The organism is Pseudomonas sp. P8_229, from assembly GCF_034008635.1.
Taxonomy (GTDB): domain Bacteria; phylum Pseudomonadota; class Gammaproteobacteria; order Pseudomonadales; family Pseudomonadaceae; genus Aquipseudomonas.
This window is the reverse complement of record NZ_CP125378.1, coordinates 5,557,642-5,579,954: the sequence shown is the minus strand read 5'-3', so window position 1 is coordinate 5,579,954 and position 22,313 is coordinate 5,557,642. Positions and strand designations below refer to the sequence as shown.

18 protein-coding genes are annotated in these 22,313 nt (G+C 61.5%); 13 read left to right on the top strand and 5 right to left on the bottom strand.

The window, feature by feature from the left end:
- Positions 1 to 5: 5 nt before the first annotated feature.
- From QMK55_RS25190 to QMK55_RS25180, 3 genes are all read left to right on the top strand, one after another.
- Positions 6 to 875, top strand: coding sequence for a LysR substrate-binding domain-containing protein (locus tag QMK55_RS25190; protein WP_320330195.1), 870 nt, complete (start codon positions 6 to 8; stop codon positions 873 to 875).
- Positions 876 to 950: 75 nt separating this feature from the next.
- Positions 951 to 1,778 carry a phosphonoacetaldehyde hydrolase gene (phnX, locus tag QMK55_RS25185; RefSeq protein WP_320330194.1) on the top strand — a complete coding sequence of 276 codons (828 nt, stop codon included), beginning with the start codon at positions 951 to 953 and terminating at the stop codon, positions 1,776 to 1,778.
- A 251-nt stretch (positions 1,779 to 2,029) separates the two neighbouring features.
- Entirely contained in the window at positions 2,030 to 2,965 is a 936-nt protein-coding gene (locus QMK55_RS25180; RefSeq protein WP_320330193.1) for a Ppx/GppA family phosphatase, read from the top strand.
- A gap of 698 nt (positions 2,966 to 3,663) precedes the next feature.
- Here the strand turns inward: QMK55_RS25180 and metE are convergent.
- Positions 3,664 to 5,952, bottom strand: coding sequence for a 5-methyltetrahydropteroyltriglutamate--homocysteine S-methyltransferase (gene metE, locus QMK55_RS25175; protein WP_320330192.1), 2,289 nt, complete (start codon positions 5,950 to 5,952; stop codon positions 3,664 to 3,666).
- 390 nt (positions 5,953 to 6,342) lie between these two features.
- On the opposite strand from metE, the gene QMK55_RS25170 reads away from it, so the two are divergent.
- The 5 genes from QMK55_RS25170 (at position 6,343) to yecR (ending at position 10,826) form a co-directional block, all read left to right on the top strand.
- A complete protein-coding gene (locus QMK55_RS25170) occupies positions 6,343 to 7,719 on the top strand; it encodes a pyridoxal-phosphate dependent enzyme (protein ID WP_102356554.1) in 1,377 nt (458 codons plus the stop codon).
- Positions 7,716 to 8,888 carry a cystathionine gamma-synthase gene (locus tag QMK55_RS25165; protein WP_102356555.1) on the top strand — a complete coding sequence of 391 codons (1,173 nt, stop codon included), beginning with the start codon at positions 7,716 to 7,718 and terminating at the stop codon, positions 8,886 to 8,888. The genes QMK55_RS25170 and QMK55_RS25165 overlap by 4 nt, the downstream gene beginning before the upstream one ends.
- A gap of 529 nt (positions 8,889 to 9,417) precedes the next feature.
- On the top strand, positions 9,418 to 9,987 hold the full coding sequence (locus QMK55_RS25160) for a phage infection protein (protein WP_320330191.1): 570 nt from the start codon (positions 9,418 to 9,420) through the stop codon (positions 9,985 to 9,987).
- A 183-nt stretch (positions 9,988 to 10,170) separates the two neighbouring features.
- On the top strand, positions 10,171 to 10,485 hold the full coding sequence (locus tag QMK55_RS25155; RefSeq protein ID WP_102356556.1) for a hypothetical protein: 315 nt from the start codon (positions 10,171 to 10,173) through the stop codon (positions 10,483 to 10,485).
- Positions 10,486 to 10,517: 32 nt separating this feature from the next.
- Positions 10,518 to 10,826, top strand: coding sequence for a YecR family lipoprotein (gene yecR, locus QMK55_RS25150; RefSeq protein ID WP_102356557.1), 309 nt, complete (start codon positions 10,518 to 10,520; stop codon positions 10,824 to 10,826).
- Between the two features lies 1 nt (position 10,827).
- Here yecR and QMK55_RS25145 read toward each other — a convergent pair whose 3' ends face one another.
- A complete protein-coding gene (locus QMK55_RS25145) occupies positions 10,828 to 12,453 on the bottom strand; it encodes a hybrid sensor histidine kinase/response regulator (RefSeq protein WP_320330190.1) in 1,626 nt (541 codons plus the stop codon).
- 114 nt (positions 12,454 to 12,567) lie between these two features.
- Between QMK55_RS25145 and QMK55_RS25140 the strand changes: the two genes are divergently transcribed.
- Both QMK55_RS25140 and QMK55_RS25135 read left to right on the top strand, forming a co-directional pair.
- Positions 12,568 to 13,182, top strand: coding sequence for a response regulator transcription factor (locus tag QMK55_RS25140; protein ID WP_320330189.1), 615 nt, complete (start codon positions 12,568 to 12,570; stop codon positions 13,180 to 13,182).
- Positions 13,183 to 13,236: 54 nt separating this feature from the next.
- Positions 13,237 to 13,431, top strand: coding sequence for a PLDc N-terminal domain-containing protein (locus QMK55_RS25135; RefSeq protein ID WP_041062599.1), 195 nt, complete (start codon positions 13,237 to 13,239; stop codon positions 13,429 to 13,431).
- A gap of 82 nt (positions 13,432 to 13,513) precedes the next feature.
- On the opposite strand, the gene QMK55_RS25130 is transcribed toward QMK55_RS25135, so the two are convergent.
- On the bottom strand, positions 13,514 to 14,512 hold the full coding sequence (locus tag QMK55_RS25130; RefSeq protein WP_102356560.1) for a bile acid:sodium symporter family protein: 999 nt from the start codon (positions 14,510 to 14,512) through the stop codon (positions 13,514 to 13,516).
- Positions 14,513 to 14,597: 85 nt separating this feature from the next.
- On the opposite strand from QMK55_RS25130, the gene QMK55_RS25125 reads away from it, so the two are divergent.
- The 3 genes from QMK55_RS25125 (at position 14,598) to QMK55_RS25115 (ending at position 18,400) form a co-directional block, all read left to right on the top strand.
- A complete protein-coding gene (locus QMK55_RS25125; RefSeq protein WP_102356561.1) occupies positions 14,598 to 15,386 on the top strand; it encodes an AraC family transcriptional regulator in 789 nt (262 codons plus the stop codon).
- A 139-nt stretch (positions 15,387 to 15,525) separates the two neighbouring features.
- A complete protein-coding gene (locus QMK55_RS25120; protein WP_320330280.1) occupies positions 15,526 to 17,238 on the top strand; it encodes an amidase in 1,713 nt (570 codons plus the stop codon).
- Between the two features lie 193 nt (positions 17,239 to 17,431).
- Positions 17,432 to 18,400: a TerC family protein gene (locus QMK55_RS25115; RefSeq protein ID WP_320330188.1), complete on the top strand. Its 969-nt coding sequence runs from the start codon at positions 17,432 to 17,434 to the stop codon at positions 18,398 to 18,400.
- A 925-nt stretch (positions 18,401 to 19,325) separates the two neighbouring features.
- On the opposite strand, the gene QMK55_RS25110 is transcribed toward QMK55_RS25115, so the two are convergent.
- Together QMK55_RS25110 and QMK55_RS25105 are read right to left on the bottom strand one after the other, a co-directional pair.
- Entirely contained in the window at positions 19,326 to 20,426 is a 1,101-nt protein-coding gene (locus QMK55_RS25110) for a polyamine ABC transporter substrate-binding protein (RefSeq protein WP_320330187.1), read from the bottom strand.
- A 296-nt stretch (positions 20,427 to 20,722) separates the two neighbouring features.
- Positions 20,723 to 22,144 (bottom strand): purine-cytosine permease family protein, encoded by a 1,422-nt coding sequence (locus tag QMK55_RS25105; RefSeq protein WP_320330186.1) that lies wholly within the window; start codon positions 22,142 to 22,144, stop codon positions 20,723 to 20,725.
- Positions 22,145 to 22,313: the final 169 nt, after the last annotated feature.

The window sequence follows — 22,313 nt, the reverse complement described above, 5'->3', positions numbered from 1 at the left end:
CTTGCATGTACCAGTACCACAAGTGGTTGCGTTCGTTTCACGCGGTGGCCAAGACCGGCAGCTTCACCCTCGCCGCCGAGTTCCTGAGCATCGGTCAGCCGACCGTGAGCGAGCAGGTCAACTCGCTGGAGAAAACCTTTTCAGTGGAGCTGTTTCACCGACGCGGACGCTACATCGAAATGAGTTCGGCTGGGCACAAGCTGTACGCGATCACCCAGGGCCTGTTCGGCCAGGAAGACGAAGCGGTGCAACTGCTGCAGAGTTTCAAACAGCGCAAGAACGGCATGTTGCGCCTCGGCGCGGTGTCGCCGCCGATTGCGATGAACCTGACCTACGAGCTGATGCAACAGCATCCGGACATCGAGCTGGAGACGTCGTTTTCCAGCGAGAAGGAAACCCTTGATCGTCTGTTCAACTTCGACATCGACGTGGCGATTCTCGCGCTGTCGGAATTCGACCAGCGCTTCCACACGCAGCTGTATCACCGGTATCCAATCATCGCCGTGGTTCGCGACGATCACCCGTGGGCCAGTCAGCCAGAGGTTCACGTCAAGGACATCAGCACGCAGCAATGGGTGTTGCGTGAACAGAGTTCGCGCACCCGGCAACTGGTCGAAGAAAGCTGCAAGCGCCTCGGCGTGCGGCTCGACTGCGTGATGCAGCTGAACAGCCGTGAAGCGATTGTGCATGCGATCAGCAAAGGGATCGGAATCGGGCTGGTGTCGGCGGTGGAATACGCCGAAACCCCGGGCACCAAACCGATCACCTTTGTCGATCACCCGTTTTTCATCGACTACCACTTGTGCTGCCTCGGCATCCGCAGGAACCGGCCGGTGATCGCCGAGCTGTTCGATGCAAATCGTTCGACGACCTGACTTCAACATTCACTCAAAAACGGCCTGCCAGTGCACGCGGGACGGCCACCCCTCAGCTGAAAACGGAGATTGACCATGCAGTACACACAACCGACTCACCTGCAAGCCGCCATCCTCGACTGGGCCGGTACCGTTGTCGATTTCGGCTCCTTTGCGCCGACCCAGATTTTTGTCGAAGCCTTCGCCGAGTTCGGCGTCGCCGTGTCGCTGGAAGAAGCGCGGGGGCCGATGGGCATGGGCAAATGGGATCACATCCGCACCCTGTGCAACCTGCCACAGATCGCCGAGCGTTATCGCGCCGCCTTCGGACGCTTGCCGAGCGATGCCGACGTCACCGCGATCTACGAACGTTTCATGCCGCTGCAAATCGAGAAAATCGCCCTGCACTCGGCGCTGATTCCCGGTGCCCTCGACGCGATTGACGCGCTGCGCGACAAGGGCTTGAAAATCGGTTCCTGCTCCGGCTATCCGGCGGTGGTGATGGCCAAGGTGGTCGAGTTGGCGCGGGACAACGGCTACGTCGCTGACCACGTGGTCGCCACCGATGAAGTACCAAATGGTCGTCCGTACCCCGCGCAGGCGTTGGCCAACGTGATTGCCCTGGGCATCGATGACGTGGCCGCATGCGTCAAGGTCGATGACACCTGGCCGGGGATCCTCGAAGGCCGCGCCGCGGGGATGTGGACGGTCGCACTGACCTGCTCCGGGAACGCCCTGGGTCTGACCTATGAGCAATACAAGGCGCTGCCGTCGGATCGCCTGGCCGAAGAACGCGCGCGGATCGGCAAGATGTTCGCCCCGTCGCGCCCGCACTACCTGATCGACACCATCGCCGACCTCCCCGAGGTGATCGACGACATCAACGCACGACTGGCCCGGGGCGAGAACCCCCAAGCCTTCTAAGCCACCCAGAGCGAGGCCACATCGGTGGCCTCGCCCAAATTGCAGGCAAAAAAAAGCTGCCAAACGAGGCAGCAAAAACTTTAAGAACACGCGATGTATTGGCCTCAGCATAGACGCCGGATAATGACAGTGTCGTGACAGCCAACAATTCATTGAACCGCCCCTGCCCCGTCATCAGGATGTCATCAAGACAGCGGCAGAATCCTCGCAAACCGTCTTGAGCCTTCGACGGATGCTTCGCAAGGATTCCCATGAAACCAGACGCTTCGCTGTTTGCCGCCATCGACCTGGGTTCGAATGCGTTTCGCATGATGATCGGCCAGTCGGTTCGCAGCCGAAAGGGCTTCATGATTCAGGAAGTGAAAACCTTGCGCGAGCCGGTAAGGCTCGCCGAGGGTTTCGACGGCGGAGCACTGGACACGATGGCTCTGGACCGTGGCTGGCAGGCGCTGGCACGGTTTGGCAAAAAACTGCGGGGATTTGAAGCGGGTCGGGTTCGCGCGGTGGCGACCAGCGCCGTACGCGAGGCCGACAATGCGCAATTGTTTCTCGCCAGCGCCGAGCGGCACTTGGGGTTTCCCATTGACGTCATTTGCGGCCATGAAGAGGCGCGGCTGGTGTACGCCGGCGTAGCCCATACTCTGGCAGACGCCGAATACCTGCGGCTGGTGGTTGACATCGGCGGTGGTTCCACCGAGCTGATTCTGGGCCAGGGTTCGCAACCGTTGCTCACGGAAAGCATCGCCATCGGTAGCGGCACCCTGGGCGCACGTTATTTCCCCGACGGACGCATCGCTCCCGGGGCGCTGCAAGAAGCCGAGCGCATCGCCATCCTGCAATTCGAAAAAGTCGCCCGGCGCTACCGCGCGCAGGGCTGGCAGCAGACCATAGGCTCGTCAGGCACCGCGCGCATGCTGGCGAAAGTGCTCAAGGCCAATCGGCTCAATGACTTCGGCCAGGACGGCATTACCTATGGCGGACTGTTGCGCCTGTCGCTCCTGCTGCTGAAAGTGCAGAACGTTCAGCAATTGAAGCTTGCAGGCTTGCAGCCGCATCGCCAGAGCATCCTTCCGGGCGGGCTGGTGCTGATGCTGGCGGCATTCAAGGTGTTCGGCATTTCGCAGATGGCGCCGTCGGAGCCCGGGCTGCGCCTAGGCGTACTTCATGGGTTGATGAGCCGCCACTGACACGGTGTGAGCCCGCCTCCCCAATTGCCAAACTGCACAAGTCCCCTGTGGGAGCGGGCTTGCTCGCGAAAGCGTCCGATCAGCCAACACCCGTGCTGAATCAACCGGCCCCTTCGTGAGCAAGCCCACTCCCACCCTTGATCCCGGCCAGCCGCAGATCCGCCACCCACCGACTATCCCCCTGTGGGAGCGGGCCTGCTCGCGAAAGCGTCCGATCAGCCAACACCCGTGCTGAATCAACCGGCCCCTTCGTGAGCAAGCCCACTCCCACCCTTGATCCCGGCCAGCCGCAGATCCGCCACCCACCGACTATCCCCCTGTGGGAGCGGGCCTGCTCGCGAAAGCGTCCGATCAGCCAACATCCGTGCTGAATCAACCGGCCCCTTCGTGAGCAAGCCCACTCCCACCCTTGATCCCGGCCAGCCGCAGATCCGCCATCCACCGACTATCCCCTGTGGGAGCGGGCTTGCTCGCGAAAGCGTTCGATCAGCCAACACCCGTGCTGAATCAACCGGCCCCTTCGTGAGCAAGCCCACTCCCACCCTTGATCCCGGCCAGCCGCAGATCCGCCACCCACCGACTATCCCCCTGTGGGAGCGGGCTTGCTCGCGAAGGCGAAGTGTCAGTCGACACATCCTTGGCTGATGCACCGTGTTCGCCAGCAGGTTCGCTCCCACAGGGGGATTGTGCTCAGGGCTTCAGGCCAGTTCTTTGCGTAGTTGGCGAGCAGCGGCAACCATGTGCACCAGCGCCGCTTCAGTCTCCGGCCAGCCACGGGTTTTCAGGCCACAATCCGGGTTGACCCACAAACGCTCTGCCGGAATCCGCTGGGCCGCCTTGCGCAGCAGGTTGGCCATCTCCGAGGCATCCGGAACGCGTGGCGAGTGGATGTCGTAGACGCCCGGGCCGATCTCGTTCGGGTAGGCGAAGGCTTCGAAAGCATCGAGCAGTTCCATGTCCGAGCGCGAGGTTTCGATGGTGATCACGTCGGCATCCATCGCTGCGATGGACTCGATCACATCGTTGAACTCGCTGTAACACATGTGGGTGTGGATCTGCGTTTCGTCGCGCACGCCACAGGCGCACAGGCGGAATACTTCGGTGGCCCAGTCCAGATAGTGCTGCCACTGCGCCCGACGCAATGGCAAACCTTCACGGAATGCGGCTTCGTCAATCTGCACGATCCTGATCCCGGCGGCTTCCAGATCCACCACTTCATCACGAATCGCCAGCGCCAGTTGCCGCGCCTGCACTTCACGGGACACATCTTCGCGGGGGAACGACCACATCAGCATGGTTACAGGGCCGGTCAGCAGACCTTTCATGACCTTGTTGGTCAGACCCTGGGCGTAGCGGATCCACTCCACGGTCATGCCCTTCGGACGACTCAGATCGCCAAAGATCACCGCCGGTTTGACGCAGCGTGAACCGTAGCTCTGCACCCAGCCGAAACGGGTGAACATGTAGCCGTCCAGTTGCTCGGCGAAGTACTCGACCATGTCGTTGCGCTCGGCTTCACCGTGCACCAGCACATCGAGCCCCAGTTGCTCCTGGATTTCCACCGCGTGGCGGATCTCGCTGTACATGGCTTCGGTGTATTCGGCTTCGCTGAGCTTGCCTTGCTTGAATGACTGGCGCGCCAGACGAATCGAAGCGGTCTGCGGAAACGAGCCGATGGTGGTGGTCGGGAACAGCGGCAGGTCAAGGCCGGCGCGTTGTTTGCCGATGCGTTGGGTAAACGGCGATTGGCGCTGACTGTCCTGCGCCGTAATGGCCGCCACACGAGCCTGAACCGCAGGCTTGTGGATGCGTGGCGAAGCGGCGCGACTGGCCTGCACCGAACGGCTTTGGGTCAAGGCCCGCAGCACTTTCGGCGCTTGCGGCTCATCAACGGCCTGGGCCAGCACCGCCACTTCTTCGCACTTCTGCACGGCAAACGCCAGCCAGCTTTTCAGCTCGGCGTCGAGTTGGTCTTCGCGGCCAAGGTCCACCGGGCTGTGCAGCAGCGAGCACGATGGCGCGACCCACAGACGATCACCCAGACGCTCATGCGCATGCTGCAACGTCGCGAGGGCGTTTTCCAGATCGCAGCGCCAGACGTTACGGCCATTGACCACACCCAGCGACAGCACTTTATAGGCCGGCAGACGATCAAGGATGGTCGGGTACTGTTCCGGTGCGCGCACCAGATCAATGTGCAGGCCATCGACCGGCAGATTGGCGGCCAGGCCGAGGTTCTCTTCCAGACCACCGAAGTAGGTGGCAAGGAGTTTTTTCAGCGGATCACGCTGAATCTGGTTGTAGGCGCGCTCGAAGGCGTTCTTCCAGTCCTGCGGCAGATCGAGCACCAGAATCGGCTCGTCGATCTGTACCCACTCGACACCGAGTGCAGCAAGACGGGCGAAGATCTGGCCGTACAGCGGCAGCAAGCGATCGAGCATTTCCAGCTTGTCGAATTCAGCGCCTTTGGCCTTGCCCAGCCACAGGTAAGTCAGCGGGCCGATGATCACTGGCTTGACGTTGTGACCCAGTGCCCGGGCTTCTTCGGCTTCTTCGAACAACTGCTCCCAGCCGAGCTGAAACTGCTGATCGACGCTGAATTCCGGGACCAGGTAGTGGTAGTTGGTGTCGAACCACTTGGTCATTTCCTGAGCGTGGGCACCGCCGCAGCAACTGTCGCTGACGCCACGGGCCATGCCGAACAGGGTTTGCAGGGTGGCTTTGCCGTCGTGCGGACGGAAGCGCTCGGGGATCACGCCGAACATCAGCGAATGGGTCAACACCTGGTCGTACCAGGCAAAGTCGCCCACCGGCAGCAGCTCGATGCCCGCCTGCTTCTGCAAGTCCCAATGAGCCTTGCGCAGCTCACGCCCCACCTCACGCAGGCCGGCCTCGTTCAGTTCTCCTTTCCAGAATGCCTCTTGCGCTTTCTTCAGTTCGCGGTCGCGACCGATGCGCGGAAATCCGAGGGAATGGGCCAGTGCCATGACAAAAACTCTCCAATGTCTTGTTGATGGCGGCCATTGTCGAGATCAAGCACTAGTGAGACAAACTCATTTTAATCTTGATGATCACGAGATTCCCTCATGATCAGATGAAACTGGAAATGTTCCTGCAGGGCAGTTTTCCCAGCAGGATATTCATGCGCAGATCAAGCTGTTGATGACCGATACGACGCCCTTTGAATACTCAATGGCGCCTCGATATAAACCCGTTCAAATCCACCCTCCACGCCCTTGGATTTCGTTCTATGGTTAGATCGAACTGGCTGAATTGACGGCCGACTAAAGGTTGCGACAGCTCCTGTCTGAGCCTATGTTGCACGCGAGCTTTTCCCCGCGAATGGAACGCGATCAACACCACTAAGAGGTGAAGAAATGTCAAAGGAATCACGCCCTGCCGTACTTGGGCTGATCGGCAATACTCCGCTGGTTCAAGTCACGCGTTTCGATACCGGACCGTGCACCTTGTTTCTCAAACTGGAATCGCAAAACCCCGGTGGCTCGATCAAGGACCGCATCGGTCTGGCCATGATCGACGCCGCTGAACGCGATGGGCGTCTGCATCCGGGTGGCACCATCGTCGAGGCCACCGCCGGCAATACCGGCCTGGGTCTGGCGCTGGTCGGCCGCGCCAAAGGCTACCGCGTGGTGCTGGTGGTGCCGGACAAGATGTCCACCGAGAAAGTCCTGCACTTGAAAGCCATGGGCGCCGAGGTGCACATCACCCGCTCGGATGTCGGCAAGGGCCACCCCGAGTATTACCAGGACGTCGCTGCGCGCCTGGCGAAAGACATCCCCGGCGCCTTTTTCGCCGACCAGTTCAACAACCCCGCCAACCCGCTGGCCCACGAATGCAGCACCGCACCGGAAATCTGGGCGCAGACCGAGCATGACCTGGATGCGATCGTGGTCGGCGTCGGTTCCGCCGGTACCCTGACTGGCCTCAGCCGCTTCTTCAAACGTGTGCAGCCGGATCTGGAAATGGTCCTCGCCGATCCAGTCGGTTCGGTGATGGCGCAATACAGCCGTGACGGCACGCTGCCCAAGCCCGGGTCATGGGCGGTGGAAGGCATCGGCGAAGACTTCATTCCGTCGATCACCGACCTCTCCAGCGTGCGTCATGCCTACTCGATCAGCGATGAAGAAAGCTTCGATCACGCCCGTCAGTTGCTCAAGGCCGAAGGCATTCTCGGCGGCTCGTCCACCGGCACCCTGCTCGCTGCCGCGCTGCGTTACTGCCGCGAACAGACCGAGCCAAAACGCGTGGTCAGCTTCGTCTGCGACACCGGTACGCGCTATCTGTCGAAGGTCTACAACGACCAGTGGATGACCGACCAGGGCCTGTTGCAACGCAAGGGTTATGGCGACCTGCGCGACCTGATCGCCCGCCGTTTCGAGGACGGCCGGGTGATCAGCGTCGGCCCCGGTGACACGCTGCTGACCGCCTTCCAGCGCATGCGCCTGGCGGATGTCTCGCAGCTTCCGGTGCTGGTCGAAGGCAAACAACTGGTCGGTGTGATCGACGAATCCGACATCCTGTTGGCGGTGCACGAAGACGCCGCACGCTTCAGTCAATCGGTGTCCAGCGTGATGACCGACAAGCTGCAAACCCTCGCGCCCGGCGCCAATCTCGCCGAGCTGGAATCGGTGCTCAGTCGCGGCCTCGTGGCGATCATCGCCGACGCCGCAGGCTTCCATGGCCTGATTACTCGCACCGACATGCTCAACCAATTACGGAGATCCCTCGCATGAGTCAGCACGACGATAAATCCCAAGGCTTCGCGACCCGGGTGATCCACGCCGGGCAAACGCCGGACCCGACCACCGGCGCACTGATGCCACCGATCTACGCCAACTCGACGTACCTGCAAGACAGCCCCGGCGTGCACAAGGGCTTCGACTACGGGCGCTCGCACAACCCGACGCGTTTCGCTCTGGAGCGCTGCGTGGCGGACCTGGAGGGCGGCACCCGCGCGTTCGCCTTCGCTTCCGGGCTGGCGACGATTTCCACCGTCCTCGAACTGATCGATGCCGGTTCGCACGTCATCTCCGGCAATGACCTGTACGGCGGTACATTCCGCCTGTTCGACAAGGTCCGTCAGCGCAGTGCCGGGCATCGTTTCAGCTACGTCGATCTGACTGACCTGGCAGCGTTCGAAGCGGCGCTGCAGGACGACACGCGCCTGGTGATTGTCGAGTCACCGACCAACCCGCTGCTGAGTCTGTCGGATCTGGCCGCCATCGCTCGTATCTGCCGCGCACGCGGGATCATCAGCGTGGCCGACAACACCTTCGCCAGCCCATATATCCAGCGGCCGCTGGAGCTGGGTTTCGACATCGTGCTGCACTCGACCACCAAATACCTGAACGGCCACTCGGACGTGATCGGTGGCATTGCGGTGGTTGGGCAGAATGCCGAACTGGCGGACAAACTCGGCTTCCTGCAGAACGCCGTCGGCGCGATTTCCGGGCCGTTCGACGCGTTCCTGACCCTGCGCGGGGTGAAGACCCTGGCGCTGCGCATGGAGCGTCATTGCAGCAACGCGTTGGCGCTGGCGCAGTGGCTGGAGCAACAGCCGCAGGTCAAACGCGTCTACTACCCAGGCCTGCCGTCGCACCCGCAACATGAGCTGGCCAAACGGCAGATGCACGGTTTCGGCGGGATGATTTCCGTGGACTTGAACAGCGATCTGGACGGTGCCCGGCGCTTCCTCGAGAACGTGAAGATCTTCGCCCTGGCCGAGAGCCTGGGTGGCGTCGAAAGTCTGATCGAGCACCCGGCGATCATGACCCACGCGACCATTCCACCTGAGACCCGCGCCAAACTGGGCATCGGCGATGGCCTGGTGCGCCTGTCGGTGGGCGTCGAAGACCTCGAAGACCTGCGCGCGGATCTGGCGCAGGCGCTGAAGTCGATCTGACGTGACAGGAACGACAAAGCCCGCACGGGGCGGGCTTTGGAGTTCGAGTAGGCGGCCAGTGCTGGTCTCTGGCTTACAAGGTTTATCGGGCCTCTCACAGTACAAAGCAACCATGGAAAAAGAGCGGCGCTTTGCTGCCTCACACGGCATAAGGGCTGGATCTCAGCGCGGAGATCTTTCTAACCGTGTACCCTTCGGAACGCGCCCCACGTCCCCTTGCTATCCGCTTGCGCATCAGTCTGCGTCTTCGCCTACACCTTTGAGGCTAGCAAAAGCCTCATAGCCATGGGCGCCTGTTTTTAGACCGATTTCCTTCAAGCAGTCTTGCGCAAGGAAGTTAACCGACTATCGCTTCCCCTCCCCGCGCAGCTGCACCCACGGTTTGCCGATCTATACTTTTCAGTTCGCTGTCGCGGTTTCATGCAATACGTCGACACCCGTGCGCTTTGCAGTGCGCCCGTGCCAATCGCCAATCTGGTCAACCCCGGGCCAACGAACGTTGTGTGGCTGATGGGTCGTGGAGAAAATCATGAAACACACGCTTTTGTCTGGCGCCATTCTTGCGGTCGCGGCGACCGTCATGCTGCCAACGGCCTGGTCTGCGCAGCCGCAGGCGGTGGCTTCCGATGGCGCAGATCATGTGAAGGCTGGGGCGGTTGCCTCGGATGGTTCGGATCACGTCGGCGCCGGTGCAGTCGCCTCCGATGGCTCCGATCATGTCGGCGCCGGTGCAGTCGTCTCCGATGGTTCCGATCATGTCGGCGCCGGTGCAGTCGCCTCCGATGGTTCCGATCATGTCGGCGCCGGTGCAGTCGCCTCCGATGGCTCCGATCACGTCGGCGCCGGTGCAGTCGCCTCCGATGGCTCCGATCACGTCGGCGCCGGTGCAGTCGCCTCCGATGGTTCCGATCATGTCGGTGCCGGTGCAGTCGCCTCCGATGGCTCCGATCACGTCGGCGCCAATACCCTGGCCTCCGACGGGACCGACAAGGTCGGCGCCAACCGTTATGCCTATTCGCGCGTCGGCGTCGGCTCCGATCGCGTTGCCTCGGCGCTGATGACCGGCAGCTATTCGGACCAGTTCAACAGCCCGCAATAATCGGCATGAGGCGACCCGCGCGGGTCGCCTCACCCACCGCCACTAGCACATTTGTGCTAATCGACCGCCCCGCCACCCGGCGTTATATTCCCTCGCAACCCCTGATGCTCCCCCACATTGCCGCTGTGCAGTGCGCGGGATCGTTGCGCCTGGAAATCAGAACAACACCAAGGAAGAAGCACCATGAAACTGCCTGCAAACCTGTACCAAGTCGCCATCGTCGGCGCCCTGCTGATCGGCGTCAGCGGTTGCCAGACCGCCAAGCCCACCGAAGCCAGCATGAAAGAACGCGCCCAGACCGTCATCGGCAAGCCGGTGTCGAAAATCGACAACATTCGCAGCGACAGCACCCTCACCTACTACACCGCCTACACCCCGGCCGGCGAGTACAACTGCGAGTTGCCCAGCGGCGCCATTGTCGCGGTGGCGAGCATGGGCATCATGACCCCGCCGCTGTCCTGCCTGCCGAAAGGCGCCTCACCGATTCCGTTCCAGTAATTCATTTTTCCGGTAAAGGACTCCGTTCCATCATGAAAACCCTGATCGCAACGCTCACCCTCACCGCCCTCGCCCTGACGGGCTGCGCCACGCCCAAACAGTGGGAAGCCACCGGTGGCAGCAAGAATGACGGCCTCGTTCAGGTCTCCTATGAACTGGGCCAGTTTGAAAGCGGCCAGACCAACGCCGCACAAGGTCTGACCGTCGCCTCGGAACGTTGCAAGACCTGGGGCTACAAGAATGCCGAGCTGACCGGCTCGGAGAAAAACAACTGCCGCACCATGGGCCAGTACAACTGCCTGCAAACCACCATCACCCAGGACTACCTCTGCAAGCGTTGAGTCAAACTTCCTCGACCGGCTCAGTTTGCCGGTCGCGCAGGGCCCGCAAGGTCGCGCGCAGCTCGGCCGGGCGTACCGGTTTGGACAGGATGGCAATTTGGCGGTCGTGCAAGGCCGCCTGTATTTTTTCGCTGTCATGGCCGGTGATGATCATCGCCGGCACCGCAAAACCGCGTTGACGGCGCACGGCGTCGATGCATTCGATACCGTTGCTGTGCGGGCCGAGGTCATAGTCGGCGACGATAATGTCGCAGTCAGTCAGCAAATCCTGCCCCGTCAGTTCCGCCTGCACCACACAGCCCCAACGCTCAAGCAACGCCGAGGTTGCCAGCAGCACGTTGCGGTCATCCTCCACCAGGCACACCTTCAAACCGGTCAACAGGCCGACCTGCCGTACGTCATCGCGAGTAGCCAACAGCGACGGCAGCGCGGCAATGGGCAACCCGAACAAGGTCACTGCCGTTCCCCGCCCAAGCTGCGAGCGCAGCGCGACATCGACGCCGATCAACTGCCCCAGGCGCTTGACGATCGACAGCCCGAGTCCCACCCCTTCAACGTCCTTGTCACGCACCTGGCGCACCCGGTAAAACTCTTCGAAAACCTTGGGCAAATGCTCTTCGGCGATCCCGTTGCCCTGGTCATGAATCACGATCGCCAGCCCCCCTCCACGCCGACGCACGCCGATCAGCACCGGCCGATGCGCGCCGTATTTGAAGCAATTGGACAGCACGTTCTGCACCATGGTCGCGAGCAACGCCGGATCGCTTTGGACCCAGTAGGAGCAAGGTCGCAAGCGCAGTTCCACCCCCGCCCAACGCGCGGCTTCGGCATTCTGCCGGATCAGATCGGCGAGCCACTCGCCCAGATTGAACACCTGCAGCTTGGGCAGGATGCGCCCGTTGTCGAGTGTGTACAGATCGAGAATCGAGCGGAACAACTGCGAAACGTTGAGCAACGAACGGTCGATGTTGTCGACCAGTTGCCGCTCGTACGCGCCCAGCGGCGACTCGCGCAGGCACGCGGTAAACAGGCCGATGGAGTGAATCGGCTGGCGCAGATCATGACTGGCCTGAGCCAGAAACCGCGACTTTTCCAGGTTGGCCGCGACGGCCTCTTCGGAGGCCTTGCGCGTGCGCTCCAGCAGCAAATGCGCGTAGAACGGGATCACCGTGCTGGTGAGCATCAGCATCAACACCATGTACGGTTGCGCCTGCCATACCGGCGTCAGCCGATAAACCGCCAGCAGCGCCACCAGCGCCAGCCCCGTGGCAATCGCCAGATAGCGTGAGCCGTAGCGCATGCCGTTGCCCAGGTTGACCCAGATGATCACCGCGTACAGCGGCAACGCCGTTTCGCCGCCGATCACCAGGCCGAAACAGGTGCCGGTGTAATCGTGGACCATGCCGAAAATTCGCCGCGCCGGGTAATGCCCCGGCCAGCGCACAATGGCCTGGCGCAGACCGATCGACGCCAGCAGAAACAGCAAGATGTAGACCACCACCGGCAGATAGGTATCGAAGTGCTGACCCGGCAGGATGCCGAGCACGCAGATATAAACCATGGCGATGCTGGCGATGATTATGCGCAGATTGGCCTGATCCAGCTCGGTGTTTTTCTCGAACTTCATGGGCAACGTCCTTGTGCAACAGTCGTCAGATTCAGCACCCGACGGCAGGCAAACGGCGTCGGCGGTGCTAAGGTGCATGCCGTGAACAACGCCTGATCCAGGGAGGGTCACGCCATGACATGCCGAATTATCATAGCCGACGATCACCCACTGTTTCGCGAGGCGATGCGGCGCACCGTGCAGCGCCTGCTGCCCGAGGCGACGCTTGAGGAAGCCGGCGATCTCAATGCCGTGCAGGCCTTGCTGCCTGACGGTAGCGAGCCGGACACGCTGATTCTCGATCTGCGCTTCCCCGGCCTGACCTGCATCAGCCAACTCGCCGACCTGCGCCGACAGCTACCACGGAGCACGTTGATTGTGGTGTCGATGGTCGACGACGAAGCACTGATCGGTGAGGTGATGGCGGCCGGCATCGACGGTTTCATCGGCAAGAACATCGCCCCGGATGAGATCGGCGAAGCGATTCTGGCGATTCGAGAAGGTGAAGTACTGGTCAGGTTCGCCCCTTCAGGGCTGTTGCCGCTGGAGACCGGCACCGCCCTCACCCCGCGTCAGCAGGACGTGCTGCGATTGATTGCTCAAGGCAAGACCAACAAGGAAATCGCCCGGGCGCTGGATATCTCGCCGTTCACCGTGCGCATCCATGTGTCGTCGTTGTTGCGCGCGCTCAACGTGCCATCGCGGGCGGCCGCCGCGGTGAAGTATTCGGGAGGCGGCGGGACAATTTAAATGAACCCTGCGCACCTAGGCTCACCTAACTGAGAGACCATCAGGAGGTAGCCCATGCAAATTGAACCCGTCTGGATCGTACTCGCCGTCGTTCTTGTAATCATTGAATTGTGGGCGATCAACAGGGTGCGCAAGAGCGCAGGCAAAGGCAGCAACAAAGGCGTGTGGATCATCGCCATCGTCTTCCTGCCATTGTTTGGCCTGATTGCCTGGGCACTGGCCGGCCCGAAGCACGTTACTCAGGACTGAAAGGTTGTTTCGTCGCAATGCCCTGCGCGGTCAACAGTGGGAGCGAGCCTGCTCGCGATGGCTGACCGCCGGGCAAAACAGGTTACGGATCCACCTGCGCCATCAACTCCGGCACCGATTCCGGCCGCTTGGCATAACGCTGCGCCAGCACCGCGCAGACCATCAGTTGAATCTGATGGAACAGCATCAGCGGCAGAATCAACACACCGATGGTGCTGCCGGCAAACAGCACCTGCGCCATCGGCACCCCGGTGGCCAGACTCTTCTTCGAACCGCAGAACAGAATGGTGATGCGGTCTTCCTGGCTGAAGCCGAACGCCTTGCCCAGCAGGGTCGAGGCCAACAGCACCAGCGCCAGCAGAATGCAGCAGACCACCACCAGCCCCAACAGATCGACCACCGGAATCTGATGCCAGATGCCCTCGTTGACCGCCTCGCTGAAAGCGCCGTAGACCACCAGCAGAATCGAACCCTGATCGACGAATTTCAGCCAGCTCTTGTTGCGCCCCACCCATGCGCCAATCCAGCGGCGAGCGATCTGCCCGGCAATGAATGGCAGGAGTAATTGCACGCTGATCTTCAGGATCGCATCCAGCGTCGAGCCGCCATCACCGTGCACGTTGAGCAACAGCGTCACCAGCAACGGCGTGAGGAAAATCCCGAACAGGCTCGACGCCGCCGCACTGCAGATCGCCGCCGGGATATTGCCCCGGGCCAGCGAGGTGAAGGCAATCGCCGACTGCACGGTGGCGGGCAACGCGCAGAGGTAGAGCATGCCCATGTACAGCTTGTCGCCGATCAGCGGTGACAGCAGCGGTTTCAACGCCAGCCCGAGGATCGGAAACAGCACGAAGGTCAGGCCGAACACCAACAGATGCAGGCGCCAGTGGCCGGCGCCGGCGATGATCGATTCACGCGACAGTTTCGCGCCGTGCAGGAAGAACAGCAGCGCGATGGCGATGTTGGTCAGCCAGCCGAACCCCACCGCGACCTGACCGCTGGCCGGCAGAAAACTGGCCAGCAGCACGACGCCGATCAGGGTCAGGGTGAAGTTGTCGGGCAGGAATCTTGGGCGGGTCATGGGTTTGCTCATCCGGGGGTTGCCAGTACGTGATTGCGACTCTAACGTGACCGTGAATTACCGACTAACGCCGAAGAGCCATTAGATGCCGCCTAAAGGACACCAGAAAAGCTTCCGGCGCAGCATTCCCGGGCTACCCAGCCTGCCGCGTCCACTGTACGGGCGCACCGAATCGCTGCCCAATCGCGCACTGACCCGGCGTCACAGTCATCCGTGGGTGCAATTGTCCTACGCGATTCAGGGTGTGCTCGAAGTGCAGACCAGCGCCGGGCGTTTCGTCGCGCCACCGGAGCGCGCGGTATGGATTCCGGCAGGCGTGCCGCACCGCGTGTTCAGCTCGCCGCACACGGAAATGCGCAGCCTGTACATCGATTGCAGCGTGGCCGGTTGGGCGCTTGAGCGCTGTCATGTGCTGGGCGTCAGCGACCTGTTGCGCGAGCTGATACGCGCGTTCAGTCTGGTGCCGGTGGAGTACGACGAGACTGGCGCACATGGCCGGCTGGCCCAGGTGATCCTCGATCAACTGGCCGAGGCACCGCAGATCGATCTGATGCTGCCGCTGCCGCAGGACAGCCGTCTGCGCCAGATCTATCAAAGCCTGGAGCAACATCCGGAACAGCAGACCACACTGCAGCATTGGAGCGAAAAGTTCGGCGTCACCGAAAAAACCCTCAGCCGGCTGTTTTTACGCGACACCGGCCTGACCTTCCGCGCCTGGCGCCAGCGCTTGCGTCTGCTGGGTGCGCTGACTCCGCTGGAACGCGGCGAACGTGTCACCGACGTGGCTCTGGCCTGCGGTTATGACTCGACGTCGGCGTTCATCGCGGCCTTCCGACAGCAGTTTGGCGAGACGCCGGGCGAGTTTTTTCGCTGATTTTTGTCGATATTTATCGAATTAGCACATGCCATTCGGCAAAGTTCAGGGTAGAGTTTCGCCCATACGTAATTCTTCACACGTTTCGACGATAACCATAATGACCCACCCCTTTAGCGAACCTGTCGGCGGTAACAGCATGATCGAAGTCACTGAAGTCTCCATTGCTCAATTACGCGCGGCGCTCGACGCCGGCCAGACCACCGCGGTTGAACTGGTGCAGGCCTATCTGGCCCGAATCGACGCCTACGACGGCCCGAACACCGCCACCGCTTTGAATGCTGTAGTGGTGCGCAACCCCGAGGCACTGGCCGAAGCCCAGGCCTCTGACGCGCGCCGGGCCAAGGGCGAAACCCTCGGCCCGCTCGATGGCATCCCCTACACCGCCAAGGACAGCTATCTGGTCAAGGGTCTTACCGCCGCCTCCGGCAGCCCGGCCTTCGCCGAACTGGTGGCGCATCGCGACGCGTTCACCATCGAACGCCTGCGCGCCGCCGGGGCCATCTGCCTGGGCAAGACCAACATGCCGCCGATGGCCAATGGCGGCATGCAGCGTGGCGTCTATGGCCGAGCGGAGAACCCGTACAACGCTGCTTATCTGACTGCGCCGTTTGCTTCCGGCTCGTCCAACGGTGCCGGCACCGCCACCGCCGCGAGTTTCTCGGCGTTCGGCCTGGCGGAAGAGACCTGGTCGAGCGGTCGCGGCCCGGCGTCGAACAACGGCTTGTGCGCCTATACGCCGTCGCGCGGGGTGATTTCGGTACGCGGCAACTGGCCGTTGACGCCAACCATGGACGTGGTCGTGCCGTACGCGCGGACCATGGCCGACCTGCTCGAAGTGCTCGACGTGGTGGTCGCTGAAGACCCCGACACCCGTGGCGATTTGTGGCGCTTGCAGCCGTGGGTGCCGATCCCGAGCGTCGCCTCGGTGCGCCCGGCCTCCTACGCCGAACTGGCCGTGAAGCCCGCTGCACTGGCGGGCAAACGCCTCGGCGTGCCAAAGATGTACATCAACGCCGACCCTGAAGCCGGCACCAGTGAAGCGCCGGGCATCGGCGGTCCGACCGGGCAACGCATCAACACCCGCACTTCGGTGATCGTCCTGTGGAAACAGGCTCGCGCCGCTCTGGAAGCGGCCGGCGCCGAAGTCATCGAAGTGGATTTCCCGCTGGTCTCCAACTGCGAAGGCGACCGCCCTGGCGCACCGACCGTGTTCAATCGCGGCATCGTTTCCAAGGAGTTCCTGCATCACGAACTGTGGGACCTGTCGGCCTGGGCTTTCGACGATTTCCTGCGCGCCAACGGCGATCCTAAGCTCAACCGCCTGGCCGATGTCGACGGGCCGAAGATCTTCCCGCACGACCCGGGCACCCTGCCTAACCGTGAGGGTGATCTGGCCGCCGGCATGGACGAATACGTGCGCATGGCCGAGCGCGGCATCACCCCGTGGAACCAGATCCCGACCCTGCCGGACGGCCTGCGCGGCCTGGAAAAGACCCGCAAGCTCGATCTGGAAGACTGGATGGACATGCTGAAACTCGACGCGGTGCTGTTCCCGACCAACGCCGACGTTGGCCCGGCAGATGCCGATATCAATCCGGAATCGGCGGACATCGCCTGGAGCAACGGCATCTGGGTCGCCAACGGCAACCTGGCGATCCGTCACCTCGGCGTACCGACCGTCACCGTGCCGATGGGGATCATGGCCGACATCGGCATGCCAGTCGGCCTGACATTCGCCGGTCGCGCCTACGATGACTCGAACCTGCTGCGTCTGGCCTCGGCATTTGAAGCCACCGGCTCGAAGCGTCAGGTACCACCGCGCACGCCGGCGCTGACTGCCGGCAAGTAACAATGCAGGAAGGGATTGGGACCGCAACGGTCTCAATCCCTTTTGTCCTGTAACGCCCTTCCCCCCTGCGCTCACCTCCAACACTTCGTTATTCCCGAACTGATGCTCAGGAATAAGCGATTTTTCTTCCGCATAAACTCCCCGCTAGCATGGCCTCGTCTACTCCCATACCCGCTCGGACAAGGAGAACGCCATGTCGCCCCTGAATATCGGCGAACCGTGGATGTGGGGCGCCTTCATCGTCTTCGTCCTCGCCATGCTTGCACTGGATTTGTTCGTATTCGGCGGACGCAAGGCGCATCGGGTGTCGGTGCGGGAAGCGTCGTGTTGGGTGATCGCCTGGTGTGCCTTGGCGATGGCGTTCGCGGGATTGCTCTGGTGGTATCTGAATGGCGAGTTCGGCGCCGAGATCGCTCAGCGCAAGTCCCTGGAGTTTCTCACCGGTTATCTGATCGAACAGTCGCTGTCGATCGACAACATGTTCGTCTTCGTGATGATCTTCAGCTACTTCGCGGTGCCACCGGAACTGCAACGCCGGGTGCTGCTGTACGGCGTGCTCGGGGCGATCGCGATGCGTGCGGCGATGATCTTCGCCGGCGTGTGGCTGGTGTCGCAGTTCGAATGGCTGCTGTATGCCTTCGGGGTGTTCCTGATCATCACCGGGATCAAGATGCTGATGTTCGCCGAGCAGCAACCGGACCTCGACAACAATCCACTGCTGCGCTGGGTGCGCGGGCATTTACGGATTACCAAGGGCTTTCATGACGAACGCTTTTTCGTCCTGCAGAACGGCGTGCGCTGGGCGACACCGATGTTTCTGGTGCTGGTGCTGATCGAGGCCAGCGACTTGATGTTCGCGGTCGACAGCATCCCGGCGATCTTCGCTGTCACCACCGACCCGTTCATTGTCTTCACCTCGAACATCTTCGCGATCATGGGCCTGCGGGCGCTGTACTTCCTGCTGGCGGACATGGCCGAGCGCTTTCATCTGCTCAAGTACGGACTGGCGATCGTGCTGGTGTTCATCGGCGGCAAGATGACGCTGATGCCGTGGTTTCACATGCCGGTCGAGTGGTCCCTGGCGGTGGTGGGTGGGGTGATTCTGGGGTCAGTGGTGTTGAGTCTGATCGTCACCAAGGATGCACAACGCAGAACTGAATGACGCCACACAAAACCTGTAGGAGTGAGCCTGCTCGCGATAGCGGTGTGTCATCCAATAAAGATGTCGACTGATCCGGCGCCTTCGCGAGCAAGCCCGCTCCTACAGGGGATATTTGGTGGATGGAGGATCCGGGGAGGGCCGAGATTCAGGGTGGGAGTGGGCTTGCTCACGAAGGGGCCGGCACATCCTGCATCGATGTTGGCTGACACAACGCATCGCGAGCAGGCTCACTCCTACAAGGGGATATTTGGTGGATGGAGGATCCGGGGAGGGCCGAGATTCAGGGTGGGAGTGGGCTTGCTCACGAAGGGGCCGGCACATCCTGCATCGATGCTGGCTGACACAACGCATCGCGAGCAGGCTCACTCCTACAAGGGGATATTTGGTGGATGGAGGATCCGGGGCTGGCCGAGATTCAGGGTGGGAGTGGGCTTGCTCACGAAGGGGCCGGCACATCCTGCATCGATGCTGGCTGACACAACGCATCGCGAGCAGGCTCACTCCTACAAGGGATAGTCGGTGGATGGAGGATCCGGGGCTGGCCGAGATTCAGGGTGGGAGTGGGCTTGCTCACGAAGGGGCCGGCACATCCTGCATCGATGCTGGCTGACACAACGCATCGCGAGCAGGCTCACTCCTACAAGGGAATATTTGGTGGATGGAGGATCCGGGGCTGGCCGAGATTCAGGGTGGGAGTGGGCTTGCTCACGAAGGGGCCGGCACATCCTGCATCGATGTTGGCTGACACAACGCATCGCGAGCAGGCTCACTCCTACAAGGGGATATTTGGTGGATGGAGGATCCGGGGCTGGCCGAGATTCAGGGTGGGAGTGGGCTTGCTCACGAAGGGGCCGGCACATCCTGCATCGATGCTGGCTGACACAATGCATCGCGAGCAGGCTCACTCCTGCAGGGGACTGCGGCGTTACTTGTCGGATTTGATGCTGGTCCACACCCGGGTCCGTACACGCTCCAGTTTCTGCGGCAACGGCTGCACCACGTACAGGGTTTTCAACGCTTCGCTAGTCGGCGTCAGGTTCGGGTTGCCGGTGATGTCCTTGTTCACCAGCGGCATCGAATCCTTGTTCACGTTCGGGTAGCCAAGGAAGTCACTGATCGGCGCAATCACTTTCGGCTCGAGCAGCGTGTTGAGGAATTCATGCGCCTCTTCGACATTCTTCGCGCTCTTCGGAATCGCGAAGGTGTCGAACCAGATTGGCGCGCCCTCCTTCGGCAGACGCCAGTCGACCACCACACCGTTGCCTGCTTCTTTGGCGCGGTTGCCGAACTGGTAGAAGCTGCCGGAGTAACCGATGGCCACGCAGATGTCGCCGTTGGCGATGTCGGTCATGTACTTGGCCGAGTTGAAGTAGGTCACGTAAGGGCGAATTTCCAGCATCAGGTCCTTGGCTTTTCCATAGTCGGCGGGGTTCTGGCTGTTCGGGTCGAGGCCCAGGTAATGCAGGGCCAGCGGCAGAATCTCCGACGGCGAATCGAGCATCGCCACGCCGCAGGATTTGAGTTTCTCCATATTCTCGGGCTTGAACACCAGGTCCCAACTGTCCACCGGCGCATTGTCGCCCAGTGCAGCCTTGACCTTGGCCGGGTTGAAGCCGATCAGCACGGTGCCGTACATGTAAGGCACGCCATACTGGTTACCGGGGTCGTTGGCATCCAGCAGCTTGAGCAGCGCCGGATCCTGGTGGCTCCAGTTCGGCAGTTTCGACTTGTCGAGTTTCTGGAACACGCCGGCCTTGATCTGGGTGTCGATGAACTGATTCGACGGCACCACCAGATCGTAGCCGGAGTTGCCGGTAAGCAACTTGGCTTCCAGCGATTCGTTGGTGTCGAAGGTGTCCCAGGTCACTTTGATGCCGGTCTTCGCGGCGAAATCCTTGGGCACCGACGGCAGGATGTAATCCGCCCAGTTGTACACCCGCAGTTCGCGCTGTTCGGCATGCACCGCGCTGGCCAGCAGCGTCAGCCCACACACGGTGGCACCCAGAATGCGTTTGATCGTGACCATGGTTGTTTCCCCGGATTGCGACGTGAGATCGATGATTTTTATGTTCTGTACACGGCAGCGGCTGTATAGGTAGCCAAGGGCAAGGAAGGTCCAGCGTTTCGTTGTAGCGTTGATTCTTGCCGACCGCGGGGTCACGGCACAGTGGGTGATGGGCCAAAAGAGGATTGAAATGGCCAATTTGCATGACCGCCGCAATACGGAGGCTGGGCGAAAGTCACTTGTGGTGAGGGGATTTATCCCCGATGGGTTGCGAAGCGGCCCCCTTTCTATCTAAAGGGCAACCGCACTCGCTGATTTCACGACTGCTTCGCAGCCGAGCGGGGATAACCCCCCTCGCCACAATGCTTCTGCGCCTGCTCACGTGTGGCGAGGCAGTAATACAACGGCACCGTCACCACCAGGCCGAACAGCCACGACAGGTCAGCCCCGTCCACCAGGTTGGCGTACGGCCCGACGTACAGCGAGGTATTGGCGAACGGCAACTGGACGATGATGCCGATGAAGTAGGCAATGATCGCGTGCAGGTTGAAGCGCCCGTAAATCCCGCCGTCAGCACGGAAGATCGACGCGATGTCGTATGAGCCGCGCTTGATCAGGTAGAAGTCGATCAGGTTTATCGACGCCCACGGCACCAGTACCAGCAGCAACGCCAGAATCAGCCCGATGAACTGCGAAATGAAATCTGCCGAGGCACCGAGCGCCACCACGCAGCAGCCCGCCAGCACCACGCTCGACAGCAGCACGCGCACCTTGATGCTTGGCGTCCACTGGCTGGCAAAGGTCTGGATCGAGGTGATGATCGACAGCACCGCGCCATACAGATTCAGCGCGTTATGGCTGATGATGTTGAGCAAGAACAGCACCATCAGAATCGGCCCCAGCCACCCGGTGGACTGCTTGACCGCCGCCATCGCTTCGGTGCCTTCGGGCGTTGCCAGCACCGCCACCGCGCCGAAACTGAACGACAGAATCGTGCCCAGTGTTGCGCCCAGATACGTGGCCCAGAACGGTTTGGCGATACCGATGTCCGCCGGCAGGTAACGCGAATAGTCGGACACGTACGGCGAGAAGCTGATCTGCCAGATGATCCCCAGCGACACCGTCGCCAGCCAGCCCGACAGGTTGAAGCTACCGCGCGTCAGGAAATCCGCCGGCAAGTCATGGGCAAAGATGTAGATGAAACCGGCGAGCAGCGCGCTGCCCATCACCCAGGTACCGATGCGATTGAGCGTATGGATGAAGTTGTAGCCGATCACGCCAATCGCCGTGGCCGCCAGCGCGCCGATCAGAATGCTCAGCGGCGCCGGTACCGACGGCGCAATGCCGACAATCGACTTACCGGCGAGGACGATGTTGGAAATGAAGAAGCCGATGTAGATCAGCGCCGCAAAGAACACGATCAACAGCGCGCCGTATCGGCCGAACTGACCGCGACTCTGAACCATTTGCGGAATGCCCATGCGCGGGCCTTGCGCCGACGCCAGAGCGATTACCACCCCGCCGATCAGGTGCCCCAGCGCAATCGCCAGCAGCCCCCAACGCAAATCGAGATGGAACACCTGAACCACCATGGCGCCGGTGACGATGGGCAGTGGCGCGATGTTGGTGCTGAACCACAAGGTGAAAAGGTCGCGGGCCTTCCCGTGGCGTTCCGCGAGTGGGACGTAGTCGACCGTGTGATTCTCGATCAACGGATCTTGCCGGGACATCTGGGACATATGCATGAACTCGAGTTTGTCTGTTCTTATCCTTGTATGAAGCCAAACCGGGGGAACTCTGGGCCGCCCCTCAGATGCAGACCATATTATGGTATTCCAAATATTTCACAAGACTGATCCGTAGTTTACGGCGCTAGCTGATCCGCCATCCTCCCTGATTCTGCCGCCT

Coding starts and splice junctions, on each gene's coding strand:
- QMK55_RS25190 (WP_320330195.1), top strand. CDS start 6: ATGTACCAGTACCACAAGTGGTTGCGTTCGTTTCACGCGGTGGCCAAG.
- phnX (WP_320330194.1), top strand. CDS start 951: ATGCAGTACACACAACCGACTCACCTGCAAGCCGCCATCCTCGACTGG.
- QMK55_RS25180 (WP_320330193.1), top strand. CDS start 2,030: ATGAAACCAGACGCTTCGCTGTTTGCCGCCATCGACCTGGGTTCGAAT.
- metE (WP_320330192.1), bottom strand. CDS start 5,952: ATGGCACTGGCCCATTCCCTCGGATTTCCGCGCATCGGTCGCGACCGC.
- QMK55_RS25170 (WP_102356554.1), top strand. CDS start 6,343: ATGTCAAAGGAATCACGCCCTGCCGTACTTGGGCTGATCGGCAATACT.
- QMK55_RS25165 (WP_102356555.1), top strand. CDS start 7,716: ATGAGTCAGCACGACGATAAATCCCAAGGCTTCGCGACCCGGGTGATC.
- QMK55_RS25160 (WP_320330191.1), top strand. CDS start 9,418: ATGAAACACACGCTTTTGTCTGGCGCCATTCTTGCGGTCGCGGCGACC.
- QMK55_RS25155 (WP_102356556.1), top strand. CDS start 10,171: ATGAAACTGCCTGCAAACCTGTACCAAGTCGCCATCGTCGGCGCCCTG.
- yecR (WP_102356557.1), top strand. CDS start 10,518: ATGAAAACCCTGATCGCAACGCTCACCCTCACCGCCCTCGCCCTGACG.
- QMK55_RS25145 (WP_320330190.1), bottom strand. CDS start 12,453: ATGAAGTTCGAGAAAAACACCGAGCTGGATCAGGCCAATCTGCGCATA.
- QMK55_RS25140 (WP_320330189.1), top strand. CDS start 12,568: ATGACATGCCGAATTATCATAGCCGACGATCACCCACTGTTTCGCGAG.
- QMK55_RS25135 (WP_041062599.1), top strand. CDS start 13,237: ATGCAAATTGAACCCGTCTGGATCGTACTCGCCGTCGTTCTTGTAATC.
- QMK55_RS25130 (WP_102356560.1), bottom strand. CDS start 14,512: ATGACCCGCCCAAGATTCCTGCCCGACAACTTCACCCTGACCCTGATC.
- QMK55_RS25125 (WP_102356561.1), top strand. CDS start 14,598: ATGCCGCCTAAAGGACACCAGAAAAGCTTCCGGCGCAGCATTCCCGGG.
- QMK55_RS25120 (WP_320330280.1), top strand. CDS start 15,526: ATGATCGAAGTCACTGAAGTCTCCATTGCTCAATTACGCGCGGCGCTC.
- QMK55_RS25115 (WP_320330188.1), top strand. CDS start 17,432: ATGTCGCCCCTGAATATCGGCGAACCGTGGATGTGGGGCGCCTTCATC.
- QMK55_RS25110 (WP_320330187.1), bottom strand. CDS start 20,426: ATGGTCACGATCAAACGCATTCTGGGTGCCACCGTGTGTGGGCTGACG.
- QMK55_RS25105 (WP_320330186.1), bottom strand. CDS start 22,144: ATGTCCCAGATGTCCCGGCAAGATCCGTTGATCGAGAATCACACGGTC.